14 protein-coding genes are annotated in these 15,493 nt (G+C 68.4%); 5 read left to right on the forward strand and 9 right to left on the reverse strand.

The genetic code is table 11. The annotated features are described in order from the left end of the window. Positions 1–223: 223 nt before the first annotated feature. Both GNX95_RS07785 and GNX95_RS07790 read right to left on the reverse strand, forming a co-directional pair. Positions 224–868, reverse strand: coding sequence for a response regulator (locus GNX95_RS07785; RefSeq protein WP_163506439.1), 645 nt, complete (start codon positions 866–868; stop codon positions 224–226). Continuing rightward, on the reverse strand, positions 856–2,082 hold the full coding sequence (locus tag GNX95_RS07790; protein WP_163507915.1) for a sensor histidine kinase: 1,227 nt from the start codon (positions 2,080–2,082) through the stop codon (positions 856–858). The genes GNX95_RS07785 and GNX95_RS07790 overlap by 13 nt, the downstream gene beginning before the upstream one ends. A gap of 206 nt (positions 2,083–2,288) precedes the next feature. Between GNX95_RS07790 and GNX95_RS07795 the strand changes: the two genes are divergently transcribed. Further along, positions 2,289–3,497 (forward strand): allantoate amidohydrolase, encoded by a 1,209-nt coding sequence (locus GNX95_RS07795; protein ID WP_163506440.1) that lies wholly within the window; start codon positions 2,289–2,291, stop codon positions 3,495–3,497. After that, positions 3,494–4,894 carry a formimidoylglutamate deiminase gene (locus GNX95_RS07800; RefSeq protein ID WP_163506441.1) on the forward strand — a complete coding sequence of 467 codons (1,401 nt, stop codon included), beginning with the start codon at positions 3,494–3,496 and terminating at the stop codon, positions 4,892–4,894. The genes GNX95_RS07795 and GNX95_RS07800 overlap by 4 nt, the downstream gene beginning before the upstream one ends. Here the strand turns inward: GNX95_RS07800 and GNX95_RS07805 are convergent. Then, on the reverse strand, positions 4,875–5,189 hold the full coding sequence (locus tag GNX95_RS07805) for a hypothetical protein (protein ID WP_163506442.1): 315 nt from the start codon (positions 5,187–5,189) through the stop codon (positions 4,875–4,877). The two genes, GNX95_RS07800 and GNX95_RS07805, sit on opposite strands and share 20 nt — an antisense overlap. Positions 5,190–5,372: 183 nt before the next feature. Here GNX95_RS07805 and GNX95_RS07810 point away from each other — a divergent pair, with 183 nt between their 5' ends. Together GNX95_RS07810 and GNX95_RS07815 are read left to right on the forward strand one after the other, a co-directional pair. Continuing rightward, positions 5,373–6,224 (forward strand): helix-turn-helix domain-containing protein, encoded by an 852-nt coding sequence (locus GNX95_RS07810; protein WP_163506443.1) that lies wholly within the window; start codon positions 5,373–5,375, stop codon positions 6,222–6,224. Beyond that, the gene (locus GNX95_RS07815; RefSeq protein ID WP_163506444.1) at positions 6,221–6,457 is read left to right on the forward strand and encodes a DUF397 domain-containing protein; all 237 of its coding nucleotides are present in this window, start codon (positions 6,221–6,223) and stop codon (positions 6,455–6,457) included. Before GNX95_RS07810 ends, GNX95_RS07815 begins: the two co-directional genes overlap by 4 nt. Here GNX95_RS07815 and GNX95_RS07820 read toward each other — a convergent pair. From GNX95_RS07820 to GNX95_RS07840, 5 genes are all read right to left on the reverse strand, one after another. Continuing rightward, positions 6,454–7,881, reverse strand: coding sequence for a carboxylesterase/lipase family protein (locus tag GNX95_RS07820; RefSeq protein WP_246281531.1), 1,428 nt, complete (start codon positions 7,879–7,881; stop codon positions 6,454–6,456). The two genes, GNX95_RS07815 and GNX95_RS07820, sit on opposite strands and share 4 nt — an antisense overlap. Positions 7,882–7,926: 45 nt before the next feature. Next, complete coding sequence (locus tag GNX95_RS07825) at positions 7,927–9,402, reverse strand: methyltransferase (protein ID WP_163506446.1); 1,476 nt, start codon at positions 9,400–9,402, stop codon at positions 7,927–7,929. A 67-nt stretch (positions 9,403–9,469) separates the two neighbouring features. Beyond that, positions 9,470–10,492 carry a LacI family DNA-binding transcriptional regulator gene (locus GNX95_RS07830; protein ID WP_163506447.1) on the reverse strand — a complete coding sequence of 341 codons (1,023 nt, stop codon included), beginning with the start codon at positions 10,490–10,492 and terminating at the stop codon, positions 9,470–9,472. A gap of 156 nt (positions 10,493–10,648) precedes the next feature. After that, a complete protein-coding gene (locus GNX95_RS07835) occupies positions 10,649–12,058 on the reverse strand; it encodes a S53 family peptidase (RefSeq protein ID WP_163506448.1) in 1,410 nt (469 codons plus the stop codon). Positions 12,059–12,225: 167 nt separating this feature from the next. Next, positions 12,226–13,206: a sigma-70 family RNA polymerase sigma factor gene (locus GNX95_RS07840; RefSeq protein WP_246281532.1), complete on the reverse strand. Its 981-nt coding sequence runs from the start codon at positions 13,204–13,206 to the stop codon at positions 12,226–12,228. A gap of 170 nt (positions 13,207–13,376) precedes the next feature. On the opposite strand from GNX95_RS07840, the gene GNX95_RS07845 reads away from it, so the two are divergent. Beyond that, complete coding sequence (locus GNX95_RS07845; RefSeq protein ID WP_163506450.1) at positions 13,377–14,363, forward strand: helix-turn-helix domain-containing protein; 987 nt, start codon at positions 13,377–13,379, stop codon at positions 14,361–14,363. Positions 14,364–14,416: 53 nt separating this feature from the next. Here the strand turns inward: GNX95_RS07845 and GNX95_RS07850 are convergent, their stop codons facing one another. Continuing rightward, positions 14,417–15,433, reverse strand: coding sequence for a LacI family DNA-binding transcriptional regulator (locus GNX95_RS07850; protein WP_163506451.1), 1,017 nt, complete (start codon positions 15,431–15,433; stop codon positions 14,417–14,419). Between the last annotated feature and the right edge of the window lie 60 nt (positions 15,434–15,493).

Genomic DNA, 15,493 nt, shown 5'->3' on the forward strand with positions numbered 1-15,493 from the left:
TTTTGTGTAATGGTGGCATGGGCCCCTTACGTGCGTCTGACGCAAGCATGGCGTCCCTGCGACCATCACTCTGGACGCCACCCGTGATCAATGTGACTGATGTGACTGGCGAGGCGACAGCGGCGCGCTGCCACCCGAGACCCACCCCACCCGAGACCCCACACCGGACTGAGACCCGGCCAACACATGCACGCATGGTGGCCATGCGTGCAGCCCGCTACGGCTACCCCGTGGCGCCGAGGTACGTCAGCACAGCCCGCACGCGGCGGTGCCCGCTGTCCGTCGGCGCGAGGTCGAGCTTCGTGAAGATATTGCCGACATGCTTGTGCACAGCGCGTTCGGTGACCACCAGCCGCTCAGCGATGCCGACGTTGTCGTAACCCTGCGCCATCAGCGACAGCACCTCGCGCTCCCGCGGCGTCAGCGCCGCCAGCGGGTCGGTGCGCCGCACCAGCACCTGCGCGATCACCTCCGGATCGATCGCCGTGCCTCCACCGGCCACGCGACGCAGCGCGTCCAGGAACTCCTCGACGCGTACGACCCGGTCCTTCAGCAGATAGCCGACCCCGCCAGCACCATCGGCGAGCAGCTCGGCGGCATAGCTTTCCTCGACATACTGCGAAAACACCAGCACCGGCTGACCAGGCCGCAACCGGCGTACGGCCAGCGCCGCACGGATGCCCTCGTCGCGGAAGGACGGCGGCAGGCGTACGTCCACCACCGTCACGTCCGGCTGGTGTTTTTCCACAGCGGCAACGAAAGCATCGCCGTCGGCGACTGTCTCGACCGCCTCGAAGCCGGCGGAGGCCAGCAGCAGGTTGATGCCCTGAGCCAGTACGACATTGTCCTCGACGATCACGACCCGCACGGCAACTCCACCTGGATCCGCGTACCCTCGCCAGCCGGACTCGACACGGTCGCCGTGCCATCGAGCGCCGCCACTCGACGCCGGATGCCGACGACACCGGTCCCCCGCGACTCGTCGACACCGCCAACTCCGTCATCGACGATGTGCACCAACAGCTTCGCGTCCTCCTGCCACACCCGCACGCGTACGCTGTTCGCATGAGCGTGCTTCGCCACGTTCGTCAGACCTTCGGCGACAACGAAATACGCGGCGGCCTCCACCGCGGCCGGCAGTTTTCCCAGCACCTCAACGGAAACCTGGCACGGCACCGACGAGCCGGCTCCGAGCGCGGCGAGCGCTCCGGCCAGTCCGCGGTCGGTCAGGATCGGCGGATAGACGGTACGCGCGACCTGCCGCAGCTCAGCCATCGCCGCCTCGGTTGATGCCTGCGCATCGCTCAGCAGCTCGGCTGCGGCCGCCGGATCGTCGGCAAGGGTGCGCTGCGCCACCGCCAGCCGGATGCCGAGCGACACGAGCTGTGCCTGTGCGCCGTCGTGCAGGTCACGCTCGATCCGTCTCAGCTCGGCGGCATGCGCGTCGATCGCGTCGGCACGCGTCTCGGTCAGCACCTCGACCCGTTTCACCAGCTCGTCGGTCGCACTCGGCTGCAGGATCCAGCGCGCCAGCCACGCCTGCGCACGTGCGAGCACCGGGACGACCCACCAGAACAGCACCGCCGAGATGGCGACCTGACCGAGCGTCGACAGGATGGCGACCGTCCAGTTGGTGACGGGTACGCCGAGCGGCATGACCGGGTCGTTGGCCGGCGCCAGCCACCACAGGGCACCTTCGATGATCGCGACCGGCGCGCCGAGCACCGCGTACAGCGCGATCATGCCAAACGGAATCCCCAGCACGACCTGCGTCGCGACCCAGCCGAGGTCGCGCCAGGTGGCCGGATCGGTGACGACCTGACGCAGCCTGGCACCGACACCACGTGGCAGCGGGCGATAACGCGGCTCGATCGGATCGCCGAGAAACCGGCCGACCCGGAGCCGCTCGACGTCGGTCCACTGGCGGAGCCCGGTGAGCGCCAACGGCAGCAACACCAGGCCGAGGCCGGCCACGACGATCGTCAGCAATGTGCCGAAGAGCAGCGGAAACACCAGCGTCGCGGCCATGCCGAGCGGCAGGCCGATCAACAGATAACCGGCCGAGCGCAGCCGTTCGTTCATCCTCACGACCGCCAGTCTGGCCCATGCTGGAGCACTTCGCGGTGGAGCAGGCTACACCGTTTTCCGTGGTACCTACGCGCTGGTGAGGACCGCATGGCCACCATGCGTGCATCCAGCGCAAGCATGGTGGCCATGCGGCATGAGCGGTGGCGGGTGCGAGCGCTGTCATAGGATGACGTGACCGTCGTACGTCCGTGGAAGGCCTCATGACCGCTGCGCAGGAACCCACCTCGGCACTGCTCGCCGAGATCGCCGACACCGGTCGGGACCAGCACCGCGGCGGCTACTCACGGCACCTGTTCACCGACGCCGAGCTGGGGCTGCGCGAGTGGTTCACCGAGGCCGCCACCCGCCGCGGTCTCACCGTCGAGGTCGACCGCAACAGCAACCTGTGGGCCTGGTGGGGCGAGCCGGGTCCCGGCGCCGTGGTGACCGGCAGCCACCTCGACTCGGTGCCGGGCGGCGGCGCGTACGACGGACCGCTCGGCGTCGCGTCCGCGCTGGCCGCCGTCGACCTGCTCAAGGCCGAGGACTTCCGACCGACAAAGCCGTTCGCGCTGGCGGTCTTCGCGGAGGAAGAAGGTGGCCGCTTCGGCCGCGCGTGCCTCGGCTCAGCGCTGTCGACCGGCACCGTCGACGCCGCGGATGCCTTGCGCCGCACCGATCCTGACGGCGTCACGCTCGCCGAAGCCGCCAAGAGGGCCGGCTTCGACCCGTCGAGTTTCGGTGCGGACAAAGACAGGATCGCCAATATCGGTACGTTCGTCGAGCTGCACATCGAGCAGGGCCGCTATCTCGCCGACCTCGCACCGGTCGCGGTCGCGTCGGCGATCCTCGCGCACGGCCGGTGGCGTTTTCGCTTTGCCGGCCAAGGAAATCACGCCGGCACGACCCGGCTGGAAGACCGCGCCGACCCGATGATGCCGGCCGCCGCGACCGTCATCGCCGCTCGCCAGGCAGCCGCCAAGCACGACGCGCGCGCCACGGTCGGTCGGCTGCAGTCATTGCCAGGTGGCACGAACGTGATCGCGTCCACAGTGGACCTGTGGCTGGACGCGCGTGACGACCGCGACGAGGTCGTCACGCGACTCGTCGAGGACATCACGAGAGCCGCCGAGTCGGCCTGCCGCGACGAAGGCTGCCAGCTGACCGTCACCAGGGAATCGTTCGCTCCCGAGGTCACCTTCGACACGACTTTGGCGCGACAGCTGGCAAAGATCACCGGCGACGCACCGATCATCCCGACCGGCGCCGGCCATGACGCCGGCATCCTGGCGGCCGCGACACGCACCGGCATGCTGTTCGTACGCAACCCCACCGGCATCAGCCACGCACCTGAGGAACACGCCGAAAAGCCGGACATCGAAATCGGCACGAAGGCGTTGGCCGCCGTCGTACGGGACCTGGCCCGATGACCGCGTTTCGGCTCCGCCACGCGTGGCTGCCAGGCGGACTGACCGGACCGCTGGAGATCGAGGTCGATCCCAAAGGCATCATCGCGGCGATCCGCACCGGCGGCCATTTTCCAGACGCCACACCGCTTCCCGGCCTGGTCGTGCCAGGATTCGCCAACACGCACTCACACGCCTTCCACCGCGCGCTGCGCGGGCGCACGCACGACGCCGCCGGCACTTTCTGGACCTGGCGCGAGCGGATGTACGCGCTGGCCAACGCGCTCGACCCCGAGCTGGTCTATCTGCTCGCGCGCGCCGTTTACGCGGAAATGCTCGCCGCCGGCTACACCGCGGTCGGCGAATTCCATTACCTGCACCACAAACCTGACGGCAGGTCCTACGAGGACGATCCGTATGCGATGACCGCCGCGCTGCACAAGGCGGCCACCGACGTCGGCATCCGGCTGACCCTGCTGGACACCTGTTATCTCAGCGCCGGCATCAACGCCGACCGTACGCCGATTCCGCTTGCCGACGAACAAAAGCGCTTCACCGACGGCAGCGTGCAGGCCTGGTCGTGGCGATGGAAGTCCCTGCAGGAGGCATTTCCGGACGACAGCGCCTTCCGGCTCGGTGCGGCGATCCACTCGGTACGCGCGGTGCCGGCGGCCGCCATCGAGACCATCATGTCCACAGTGGACGGTGACACGCCGTTGCACGTGCACCTTTCCGAGCAACCGGCCGAAAACGAGGAAACGCTGGCGGCGTACGGAAAAACGCCGACGACGCTGCTGTCCGACCACAAGGTGCTCGGTCCGCGTACGACCGCCGTGCACGCCACGCACCTGACCGACACCGACATCGAGATCCTCGGCGAGTCGCGCACCAACATCGCCTTCTGCCCGACCACCGAGGCCGACCTGGCCGACGGCATCGGCCCGGCCGGCCGGCTGCACGACGCCGGCGCTCGGCTGGTGATCGGCAGCGACCAGCACGCGCAGATCGACCCGGTCGCCGAGCTGCGCGCGCTGGAATACGGTGAGCGGCTGCTTTCCGGCACACGCGCCACCGGCGACAAAACAGGCCATAGTGCCGGCCGCCGCGTCCGCTTCAGCCCGGCCGAGCTGGTCAGGTTTGGCGCGGCCAACGGCTATCGCGCGCTCGGCCTGCCCGGCGGACAGCTCGTCGTCGGCGCACCTTTCGACGTGGTGTGCCTGCAGGCCGACTCGGCCCGCACCGCCGGCTCCTCGCCTGACCAGCTGCTGATGGCGGCGTCGGCCAGCGACGTGCTGCTGACCGTCGTCGGCGGCCGGATCCTGGTGCGCCAGGGCCGTCACCACCGGCTCGGCCGCGCCAGCGAGCTGCTGACCGACGCCATCGACCGGGCCTGGTCGGCCGTCAAACCGACCGAGGGCTGAGCGGATCGATCAGGCCGACCTCCCACACGGTCTGATCGCTGTTCGGCTCCTCGATCAGCGCCAGGTTCTCCCGGATGTGGCTGAGCACCAGGTTGCGCGCGCCCACCAGGTCGGGCGCGACGCCGACCTGCTGGCGATACGCGCGCACCTCGTACGCCGGCAGGCCGCGGCCGCCGTCCGGCTCGCGCTGCGCCGGGATCTCGCGGATCAGATAGCAGTCGAGCTGGTCGATGTCGCTCCAGTCGATGCCGATCATCGGCCCGTACAGCGTCCGCGGCATGTCCTTGTCGGTCACTCGTACTCCTTCAACGGCGGAGCTAACCGCCCCGATTTGTCGACTTTTCCGTCACGCGCTGCTGTGGCGGAATGACGCACAGCTTGACAGGAATGATCGAATCGCGCAAGCTTGCGCCTCGTCAGGTTGGAATCGCCAATGTTGAACGCGCGCGTTCAACTGCAATAGGGAGTCGAGAGAGAGATGGCGCGTAGACGAGGTCCTTCACTGCGAGCGCAGTGGCTCGGCCAGCAACTCCGCGAGATGCGTGAGGCGCGGAAGCTGACGCTGAAGGAGTGCGGCGACTATCTGGTGCGCGACCAGGGCTCGGTCAGCCGCTTCGAGAACGCCACACTGCCGTGCCGGCCACAAGACGTGATGGCGCTGCTCAACCTGTTCGGCATCGACGACCCGCGCAAACGCGAGCACTACGACCAGGTGGCACGTGAGGTGTGGCAGACCGGCTGGTGGGACCGCTACGCCGAGGACCTGCACGAGAAGTTCATCGACCTCGCCTGGCTGGAGTCACGCTCCGACGAGATGCGCGGCTACGCGAGCCTGGTGATCCCTGGCCTGTTGCAGACACCTGAGTACGCCGAGGAAGTTATCCGAGCATCCGATCCGGACGCCTCGAATGAGCAGGTCGCCAAGTATCTGGAATTTCGGCTGACACGACAACGCGTTCGCGATGACGAGTCCAAGCGCTTTGCGTTCATTCTCGACGAATCCGTGCTGCGCCGGATCATCGGTGGACCTGCGATTATGCGTGCTCAGCTCGACTACCTGTTGACGCTGGCCAAGGATCCGCGCATCGAGCTACGCGTGTTGACTTTCTCGGCTGGTGCACACGCGGCTCACAACGGAGAGTTCCAACTGTTCGTACTGCCTGAGCCGTATCCCGAGGTGGCCTACTCGGAGACATTGGCCGGGTCACTGTACGTGGAAACTGAAGGCGTAGAACGCTTCTCCCGGGCGTACGATCTGCTTGGCAAGAAGGCCATGACCGCCAAGCAGTCCGTCGAGATCATCTCGGCGGCCCGGGAGGACACTTCATGATCGTTATCGGCCGCACTGGAACGCTGGACCCCGCCATCCTGAATGGCGCTGTCTGGCAGAAGAGCAGCCGAAGCCAAGGCGGCAGTGGCAACTGCGTGGAAGCCGCGCCGCTGGCCGACGGGTCGGTGGCCGTACGCCACAGCCAGCAGCCGGACGCCACCGCCATCGTCTACACCGCCGCCGAGTGGCAGGCTTTCCTCGTCGGTGCCAAGTCCGGCGAGTTCGACTTCTAGCTGAGCCTGGTGACCTCGTCGTCCGGCGGCTCGACGGCGAACCCGCCACCCCACACGCGCACGCGACCGTCGTAGACCGGCCAGCCGGGATCGCCAGTGGCCGCGAACCGTCCCCAGGCCTGGTGGATGTCGTCGCGTATGGCCAGATTGTCCGGCGTGTCGATGTGCGCCGCCGCGAGGCCGTCGAAGATGTACACAAGATCCATGCCGTGTCCGGCGCCGAAAGCTTCGCCAAGCGGCTCGGCGGTCAGCAGCGCAGCGTACGCGCGGCCGCCGGCCTCGACCTGCGCGCGTGCCAGCCGCCAGGCGGGCAGCTTGTAGATGGCGTCGCTCAGAAAGAGCGTACGCAGCGTCGTCAGGTCAGCGGACGGCGCGCGCTTGCGATAGGCGGCCAGCATGGCCTCCGGCTGCGCGATGCCGCCTCGGCCGATCTCGTCCAGCAGCGCGGCTTCGTCGGCCGGTGCGTACGCTTCGCCTTGCATCGCCTGAAAAGACCGCATCTCGTCGCGGTTTGCGCTGACCAGCAACGGAATGCCGGCGACCGATCCGTCGGTGACCGCGTCGTGCGGCCGGCGCGGCAGGATGTCGCCGTCGAGTACGGTCCCCCACGCGCGGCCGCCGGGCAGGTTGCGGCGGCCGAGGTCGTTGTCGATCACCACCTGCTGTGCCGCCAGAATCCGCTCGACCGGCAGCGCGGCCAACTCGTCCACAGTGGACACCTGTGCGGCGGCGAGGAAATCGGCGGTGATCTCTCGAGCCGTCTCCAGTGAGTAGACGCGCGAGGTGTTGCCGCTGCTCAAGATCGCCTTGTCAAACGTGCCGGCGGCCGCCGGCAGCGCGAACAACGAGCCGATCGAGAAGGCTCCGGCCGACTCGCCGGCGATCGTGACGTTGTCCGGATCGCCGCCGAACGCGCCGATGTTTTCCCTGATCCACCGCAAGGCGGCGGCCTGGTCCCGCAGTCCGAGGTTGGTCGAGCCGGTCCAGCCGTGGTCGACAAGATGCAGGAAGCCGAGCGCGCCGATGCGATAGTTCGGCGCGACGACAACGCAACCGGTCCCCCGGCTCAGCGCCGCGCCGTCGGTGTTCGGTGGTGACGCCGAGCCGGTTTCGAAGCCACCACCGTAGATCCAGACGATCACCGGCCGACGGCCGGAGACGTCCGGCGTCCACACGTTCAGATACAGGCAGTCCTCGCTGGTCGCGCCGATCGACGGCAGTCCGGACATGCCGGCGAAGCCGACCTGCGCCGGCGCCGGCGCGAACTCGACCGCGTCGCGTACGCCGCTCCACGGCTCGACCTCGCGCGGTGGCCGCAGCCTCAGCGCGCCGACCGGCGGTGCCGCGTACGGTATGCCGGCGAAAAGCAGGCCGTCACCAAGCGCGCGCCCGCGCAGCCGGCCGCTGGCCGTCACGATCTCCATGCCACCGATCATGCTCCATGTCATGCTCGTTTGCGGCGTGACATGTCAGGCCATCACCGCGGCGATGCCGAGGGTGAGCAGGCCCCGGACCATCCGCGAGGTGGCGTCCAGGAAGTCCGGCAGGCTGTCCTCCCCGATGCCGATCACCGGCATCGTCGCCCGCACCGCCTCGCGGACCGTACGCGTGCCGTCCAGCGCCACCAACACCTGCGCCATCACCGCGTCCAGCCGCACCGAGAACGCGAGTCCGCCGGAAACCTCCAGCTCGGCCGCCGCCAGTTCCCAGCCGCCGTCGGAACACACCAGCGACTGGGTGAACCGGTGCCCGGACACCAGCTGGATCCTCAGGTCGGCGATGTCCGGCCTGTCGCGGAGAAAGTCGTGTGCGGAAAACGCACGCTGGATCCGCTCGGTGGCCGATCCCTCCACCGCTTTCGCGTCGTCCGCGCGGATGACAGTGCCGTCGCCGTCGGTGCCACGCAACAAAACCGCGCCGAAGCCGATCTGCTCGATCCCCTGATCGCGGTAATAGCCGGCCCAGCGGTCGACCTCGGTGGTGTACGTGGTGAGATCGGTGTCCAGATCCAGATTCCACCGAGCCGCATGGCCGAGAGGTTCGTTGGTGTGCAGGTGAATCAACCAGCTGTCGGCGCCAGGAGCCAGCCACTCGTGCAGCACCTCGGCCCAGTCGTCGCCGGCTTTCATCGGCCAGCTCACCAGAACCGCGCCGTATCCGCAGTCGGTGAGGTGTCGTGGCATGGTGCCGACGATTTCTCGACAAAGCGCCGCCGGCTCGCGTCCGCTGTCACGGTAGACGTAATCGCTGGCCGGCGAGATCACGTATGGCGGATTGCTGACGACAAGGTCGAAACGCTCGCCGTCGACCGGCTCGAAAAGACTGCCTTCGCGAAACTCGATGTTGTCGACGCCATTCAGCGCCGCATTGAACCGGGCGTACGCGAGCGCACGTGGATTGATGTCGGTGGCGACGACGTGCTCGGTGTCTGCCGCGCACACCAAGGCCTGGATTCCGTTGCCAGTGCCCAGATCCAGCGCGGTCGCGACCTTCCTGCGTACGGTCAGGCTGGCCAGCAGCGCGGCCGGCGAGTTGATTCCGGTGACATACAACGGATCGCCGCGTTCGGCCGGATCGTAGGGCGCATCCGAGGCGATCCACAGATCGATGCTCGGCACCAGCCGTATGGTGGCCGAGGCCGTGGACCCCTCGACCACGACCGCGCCACTTTCCAGCAATGCCGCGAAAGCCGGCTTTCCGAGCGCGGCCGTCACCCGATCGGCTGGCACGTCCCAGCCCATTGCCAACAGCGTCACCACGTCGGCGAGCGGACCCGGCTGCGCCGCGAGCCGCCGGCGATAGATCTCGCGGTCGGTGCGGCGCGCCGAGAGCGAGCCGTCGTTGCGCAGCAGGTCGCCGAGCGCGTCGACCGTGTAGCCGACCTTGTCCAGTGCCTCCCGCAGCGCTTCGAGATCGCCTCGCACCGCCGGTGTGGTCGCCGTCATTCACGAATTCTCGCGTATCCGGTCGGCGATCGTGCCGCCACGGCGGCAGCTTGGCCCGATAGGGCAATCAGGTCGTGCCGCGTACGACCAGCTCGGTCGGCACCACGACTTTGCTGCGTACGCTCGGATTCTGGATCACGGTCACCATCAACCGCGCCAGCTCGCGGCCCATCCGCACGGTCGGCTGCGCGATCGTCGTCAGGCCCGGCCGCATGCGCGCGCTTTCCGGTTCGTCGCCGAATCCGATCACCGCGACATCGCGCGGCACGCGGATTTTGGCGGCACGCAAAGCTCTGATCGCGCCCTGGGCGGTCAGGTCGGACGCGGCGAACAACGCGTCGAACGGCGCGCCGCGCGCGATCAGCTCCGTCGTCGCGGCGAATCCGCCCTCGTTGGTGAAATCCGCCTCGACGATCAACCGCGGCTCCTCGGCCAGGCCGACCGCCGCCAAACCCCGTTGATAGCCGGTAAAACGATCGACGCCGTGGCGTACGTTGGGAAAGCCGGTGACGGCCGCGATCCGCCGGCGGCCGTTGGCGTAAAGATACTCGACCGCTCGTTTCGCGCCGCCGACATTGTCCGCGTCGACAAAACACGCGCCGCGGGCCGCGAACGGTTTTCCCATGAACACCACCGGCACACCGGCCGAGAGCAACACGCGCGCCAGCGGATCGCGGCGCGGCGGCGCGATCACCATGACACCGTCGACGTGCTGGCTGCGAACGTAATGCTCCAGCCAGTCACGGTCGCTGGCCGACCGGGCGATCATGATGACCAGCCGATATGGCGTTTCGGTCAGCTCGGCCGACAATCCCTCGATCATGCCGGCGAAAAACGGCTGCGCGAAAATGTTCTTCTGGTCCTCGGTGATCACCAGGCCGACGGTGTCGGACCGGCTGGTGACCAGCTGCCGCGCGGCCAGGTTGGGCACGTAACCGAGCTCGGCGATAGCGGCGCGCACCAGCTTTTCGACCTCCGGGCTGACCGGCGTCGAGCCTCGTACGACCCGGGAGACGGTCGACGGTGACACGCCGGCGCGCGCCGCCACCGCGTCCAGCGTCGGCCGAGTCGGCTTCCGCTGTGTGCTCACGCGTACCCCCGGTCGGACCCGTCTGATCAGCCGACATACCTGTCGACCGACCCTAGCGGACGATCACCCCCGTTTTGGTCGCATGGCCCCCATGCGTGCGTTGAGTGCACGCATGGGGGCCATGCGAACTTTCGTGGGAGTCGCGCGGCGAAAGCCCTAGAAGGCGCCCAGGCCGTGTGGCGTGCCGACGCCGGTCACGCCGTCCCAGCCGGCGACGCCGGTGCACAGCGCCACGTGCGCCGAGCAGTCGGCCGCGCCGTTCCGCGCGTTGGAGCCGCCGACCACGTCGTCGATCGTGCCGGCCGCCGCAGCGTACATCGTGTTCGGTCCCTCGACACCGGACACGTGACCACCGCGTGCGTAGAGCCCGGCGAGTAACGGCGACGCCGCGCTCGTACCACCGACGACCAGCCAGCCACCGCCGGTGCCACTGTCCGGTGTGTACGTGTCATACACGGCGACGCCGGTGTACGGGTCGGCGTCGGACGACACGTCCGAGGTGGCGCGGTGACCGCCGCAGTTGGCCGAGACCGCGGCCGGCTGGCCGACTGCCGGCGCCAGATTGGTCGCGCAGCCGCTGCCGGCGCCGACCCAGCTGGTGGTCCCCTGCGAGTTGGTGAACATGTTGCCCCACGCGGTCTGCGTGTACGTCTGGCCGCCGTCGGCGGTCTTCAGCGTCGTGCCACCGGCCGAGGTCACCCACGGCAGCTGCTGCGGCCAGATCTGCGTATTGCCGGCATAACCGGCGTCACCGGACGACGCCACCACGGCCATGCCGGGCCGGTGCAGCGCCTTGGCTGGCGCGCCGGTGCCGATGTAGCTGGCCTGCAGGCCCGGCGGCAGACCGTAGCTCATGCTGACCGCCTTGGCACCGAGCTTGGCCGCCTCGCCGACAGCCGTGCCGAAGTCGTCGGCCAGCGGCCCCGGCAGGTTGAGCGTCGCCGCCTCCAGCAGCTTCAGCAGGTCCATCGGGATCTGCACGACGGTGATGTGGCAGGTCGGACAACCGGCCGACGCCATGTCGACGTCCAACGCGGTTTCGGTCGCGTACGACTCCTCGACCGAGGCGAGCGACGAGTTCGGCGCGAGTGGCGCACCGCCGTGGTAGTCCACGATTTTCAGGCAGCCGTTGCCGGTCGTGCAGGCCGGCAGGCCGTACTGGCTGCGATACGTGGCGAGGTCGGACTCCAGCTTCGGATACGCGCCGACCGCGACGATCGACACGGTGTTGGCCTGGCCGACGCTGGCGGCCGGCAGGAAGTAGGCCTTGGCGAGCTCGGCCGGACCGTAACCAGCCGGCGTCGCGGTCGTCATCGGCGCTGCCGACGCCTTGTCCTTGGTGACGGTCAGCAGATCGCAGCCGAGATTGACCAGCCTGCCGCGCAGGGCGGCCCGGCAGGTGTGGCGGATTCCGTGGCCGGCGGCCAAAGTGCCGGCGCGAACGGCCTTCGCGACGGCGGTCGCGTTGGGTGTGTTGGGCCCGTGCGCCGCGGCCGGAGCGGCCGCCAGCACGGCCGCCACCAGGCTGGTGGCCGCCAGTAGTCCGGAGAATCTGCGTACGCGCACGCCAACACCGCCTCTGCAGCAGGGATTTACCGTACGATGACCCCAAATGACCGCAAAACGTGCCGCGGCCTTCCAGTGCGTGCGAAACCTAATCCCGAGCCGGCGGCGTTGACAAGATTCCTTACCGATTCCGGTCTGATTTATCCGCAATTTTCCGGTGGATCGCCTTAACCGGACCTTTGGCGCGCGCCATCAAGAGGTAAAGCAAGCGGCAAGCCGAAAAGTGGAAACAGCTCGCTCGCCGACAGGTACGAACACATGCCGGCGATCCGGCCGTCGCGGACGTCGAAGAGCACCAGGGCCCATGGCACGAGGGCGTCGCCGCGCGGCACGTACTGGCCGTACGCCGGCACCCCGTTTGCCGCCGTAGGAACGAAACGCGAGCCATGGCAACTGCCGTCGGAGCCGCGCAACGCGGTCGCGATGTGTTCGCGGCCGCGCAGCCACCAGGCGAACGGCGGCATGGACATCGTCGCGTCCTCGTGCAGCAAGGCGGTCAGCGCGTAAACGTCATAGCGTTCGAATGCCGCGATATAGCGCTCAAGCAGCTTTCGCTGCTCGTCGCCCAACGGCTCGCCGCCGCTCAGGTCGCGTGACTGCATGGTCGTACGCGCGCGTTGCAACGCGCTGTTCACGGACGCGACGGACGTGTCGAGCAGACCGGCCACCTCGTCTGCCTTCCAACGCAGCACGTCTCGCAGGATGAGTACGGCGCGCTGGCGTGGCCGCAGATGCTGGAGCGCGGCGACGAACGCGAGCCGGATGGTCTCGCGCTCCACCGCCAACTCAGCGGGATCGGCAGCACTGAGCACGCGGCTGTCCGGCACCGGCTGGATCCACGCGGTCTCCGGCAGCGGCGCGTCGAGGCCGGGGCCAGGCTGCGCCGGACCGCTCAGATCCATCGGACGCGCCCGGCGCTGGCCGCTGCGCAACATGTCGAAGCAGACATTCGTGGCGATCGCGTAGAGCCACGTCTTGAACGACGCGCGACCGGCGCGGAAACTGTCGATCCCCCGCCACGCGCGTACGAACGCCTCCTGGACGGCGTCCTCGGCCTCGGAGCCGGAACCGAGCATGCGATAGCAATAGCCCGTGAGCGCCGCTCGGTGCTCCTCGAGCCGTACGTCGATCTCCGCGGTCACGCTCACCCGACCGAGTCTACGGACCACCGCTGGCGTGACCTAAGACGCACAGCCGATTTCCAGTCACGCAAGGAAAGTCTCTTGACGTTGCGATGCCTTTCGTGGACCGTGTCGATGCCTTTACGACGGAGATCAGCCTTTACGGTTTCATGGCGGATGAAAGGTGCGATGTGACCATGACAGGGACGTTCTCCACCTCTGTCGACCTTACCGGACCACTGTCGGTGCAGGTGTCCATCAATCCGTTGGTCAGCGCGTTTTCGCTGGTCGCCGACAGCATCGGCGGCCGGTCGCAGGGGACGCCGGAGGCCGTACGGTCGACGGTCCGATCGGCCGTGTCGCATCCGGACGTGTTGCGACCACTGTTCGCGCGAGAGTCGTCCGCCGTTCCTGACTGTCTCGTACCTTTTGGCCGGCCCGGCAACGCGGCGATGGCCGACCAGTTGGCCGAGTTACGTGCGGTCTCGGCCAGTAACCTGGTCGGCGAGATCGACCAGACGTACGACGGCCGACCGCCGGCCTGCTGGCGTCCGGTGCTCAGCCAGCCACACCGCTGGCTCGACGCGTACGCGACCGCGCTCACCGAGGCGTGGACGGCGACCCAACGGCTGTGGAGCCGCGCTCGCAGCCTGCTCGCCGCCGAGACCGACCGGATCGGCGCGGCCGTCGTGACCGACGCCGTCGACGTGTTGCTGAGCAGCCTGAGCAGCCGGTTTCGTTATTCCGACGGCCGGCTCCTGCTGCCGGACGCCTTCCCGGTCGCCACCGGAACCGCCGGCCGGCCGCTCGTACTCGTGCCGGTGGTGTCCGGGATCGGCGCCAACACCTTCAACCTGGACCGGCCCGACCTGGTGTGGATCGGCTATCCGGTGCCCGGGATCGGCAACCTCTGGGAACGCGAGCCGCCGGCCGCCTGCGGATCCGACCCGCTGCGCATCCTGATCGGACCCGTACGCGCCACGCTGCTGCGCGGACTGTCGGCGCCGATGAGCATGAGCGACGCGGCCGCGCTGGCCGCCTGCAGCGCGACGACGATGACACATCACTGCCAGTATCTGGAGCGAGCCGGCCTCATCTACCGGCACCGGCGGCAACGTACGGTGATGATCCATCGCTCGGTCCGCGGCGACAACCTGGTCGACCTCTTCGCCACGGCTTGTTGATCACGGGAAATCCCGCACGTTTCGGACCCGAAACGTGCGGCATTTTCCCATGATCAAGAGTCGCAGCCGCAGGAGTCGCGGTGGACGAGGCGTGGCGCCAGCCGGTCGGAGTGTGGTTTGCGGGCCGGGTCGGCGAGGCGGTCCAGCAGCCGTTGTACGGCCAGCGTGCCGATGTCGTGCGTCGGCTGCGCCATCACGGTGAGCCGAGGCGAGAAGTCCGCGGCCCACGAGAAGTCGTCGAAGGCCACCAACGCCATGTCGTCCGGCACACGCAGGCCGGCCTCGCGGATCGCGCGTACGGCGCCGATCGTCATCATGTTGTTGCCGACCACCACCGCCGTCGGCCGCTCGTCCAGCTCCAGCAACGCGTGCATCGCCTTGCAGCCAGCGTTTTGCTCGGAGTCGCCGTCCACGACCAGGTCCTCAAGCACCGGCAGCCCGCAGCGCTGGAGACCGCGCCGATAACCTTCGTCGCGCTCGACGGTCGTGCTGAAACCGGCGCGGCCGCGTACGAACGCGACCCGCCGGTGGCCGTTGCCGGCCAGGTGCGCGACCAGCTCGGCGACCGGCTCCGCGTTTTCCGGTCCCACCTGGTCGAACCGGTCGTCCACCATCCGGTCGACGAACACAGCCGGCACGTCGCGGTCGGCAAGGTAGCCGATCGTGCGCGCCGGGTCGATCGACGGCGCCACGATCAGGCCGTCGACGCGGCGCTGGTGAAGGGCCTGCACGACCGACAGCTCGTTGTCCGGTTCGTCGTGCGAGTCGGCCAGCAGCAACGTGTAGCCGGCGCGTACGACCGCCGCCTCGATCCCCTGCAGCACCTCGACCAGTGACGGGTTGGAGATCGCCGACACGACCACGCCGATCGACCGCGTCCGCTGCGTGACCAGGGCTCTGGCCAGCACGTTGTGCGTGTAGCCGGTCTCGGCGATCGCGGCCAGTACGGCCTGCCGCGTCTCGTCGCGCACCACCCTGGTGCCGTTGAGCACGTGCGACACGGTCGCGATGGACACACCGGCCAGGCGGGCGACCTCGGTCATCGTCACCGCCGGCTTGCTTCTGGTCATCGCCACCCCCACGGTCAGCGCGACCATATCACGTAAACGCTTGCGTAAACGCTTACGTGC

It is taken from the genome of Fodinicola acaciae, from assembly GCF_010993745.1.
Classification (GTDB): Bacteria; Actinomycetota; Actinomycetes; order Mycobacteriales; family HKI-0501; genus Fodinicola; species Fodinicola acaciae.

Excerpts from the sequence above, each read along its gene's own strand:
- GNX95_RS07815 (WP_163506444.1), top strand. The coding sequence starts at position 6,221 with ATGATCGTTATCGGCCGCACTGGAACGCTGGACCCCGCCATCCTGAAT.
- GNX95_RS07825 (WP_163506446.1), bottom strand. The coding sequence starts at position 9,402 with ATGACGGCGACCACACCGGCGGTGCGAGGCGATCTCGAAGCGCTGCGG.
- GNX95_RS07820 (WP_246281531.1), bottom strand. The coding sequence starts at position 7,881 with ATGGAGATCGTGACGGCCAGCGGCCGGCTGCGCGGGCGCGCGCTTGGT.
- GNX95_RS07795 (WP_163506440.1), top strand. The coding sequence starts at position 2,289 with ATGACCGCTGCGCAGGAACCCACCTCGGCACTGCTCGCCGAGATCGCC.
- GNX95_RS07850 (WP_163506451.1), bottom strand. The coding sequence starts at position 15,433 with ATGACCAGAAGCAAGCCGGCGGTGACGATGACCGAGGTCGCCCGCCTG.
- GNX95_RS07810 (WP_163506443.1), top strand. The coding sequence starts at position 5,373 with ATGGCGCGTAGACGAGGTCCTTCACTGCGAGCGCAGTGGCTCGGCCAG.
- GNX95_RS07790 (WP_163507915.1), bottom strand. The coding sequence starts at position 2,082 with ATGAACGAACGGCTGCGCTCGGCCGGTTATCTGTTGATCGGCCTGCCG.
- GNX95_RS07845 (WP_163506450.1), top strand. The coding sequence starts at position 13,377 with ATGACAGGGACGTTCTCCACCTCTGTCGACCTTACCGGACCACTGTCG.
- GNX95_RS07800 (WP_163506441.1), top strand. The coding sequence starts at position 3,494 with ATGACCGCGTTTCGGCTCCGCCACGCGTGGCTGCCAGGCGGACTGACC.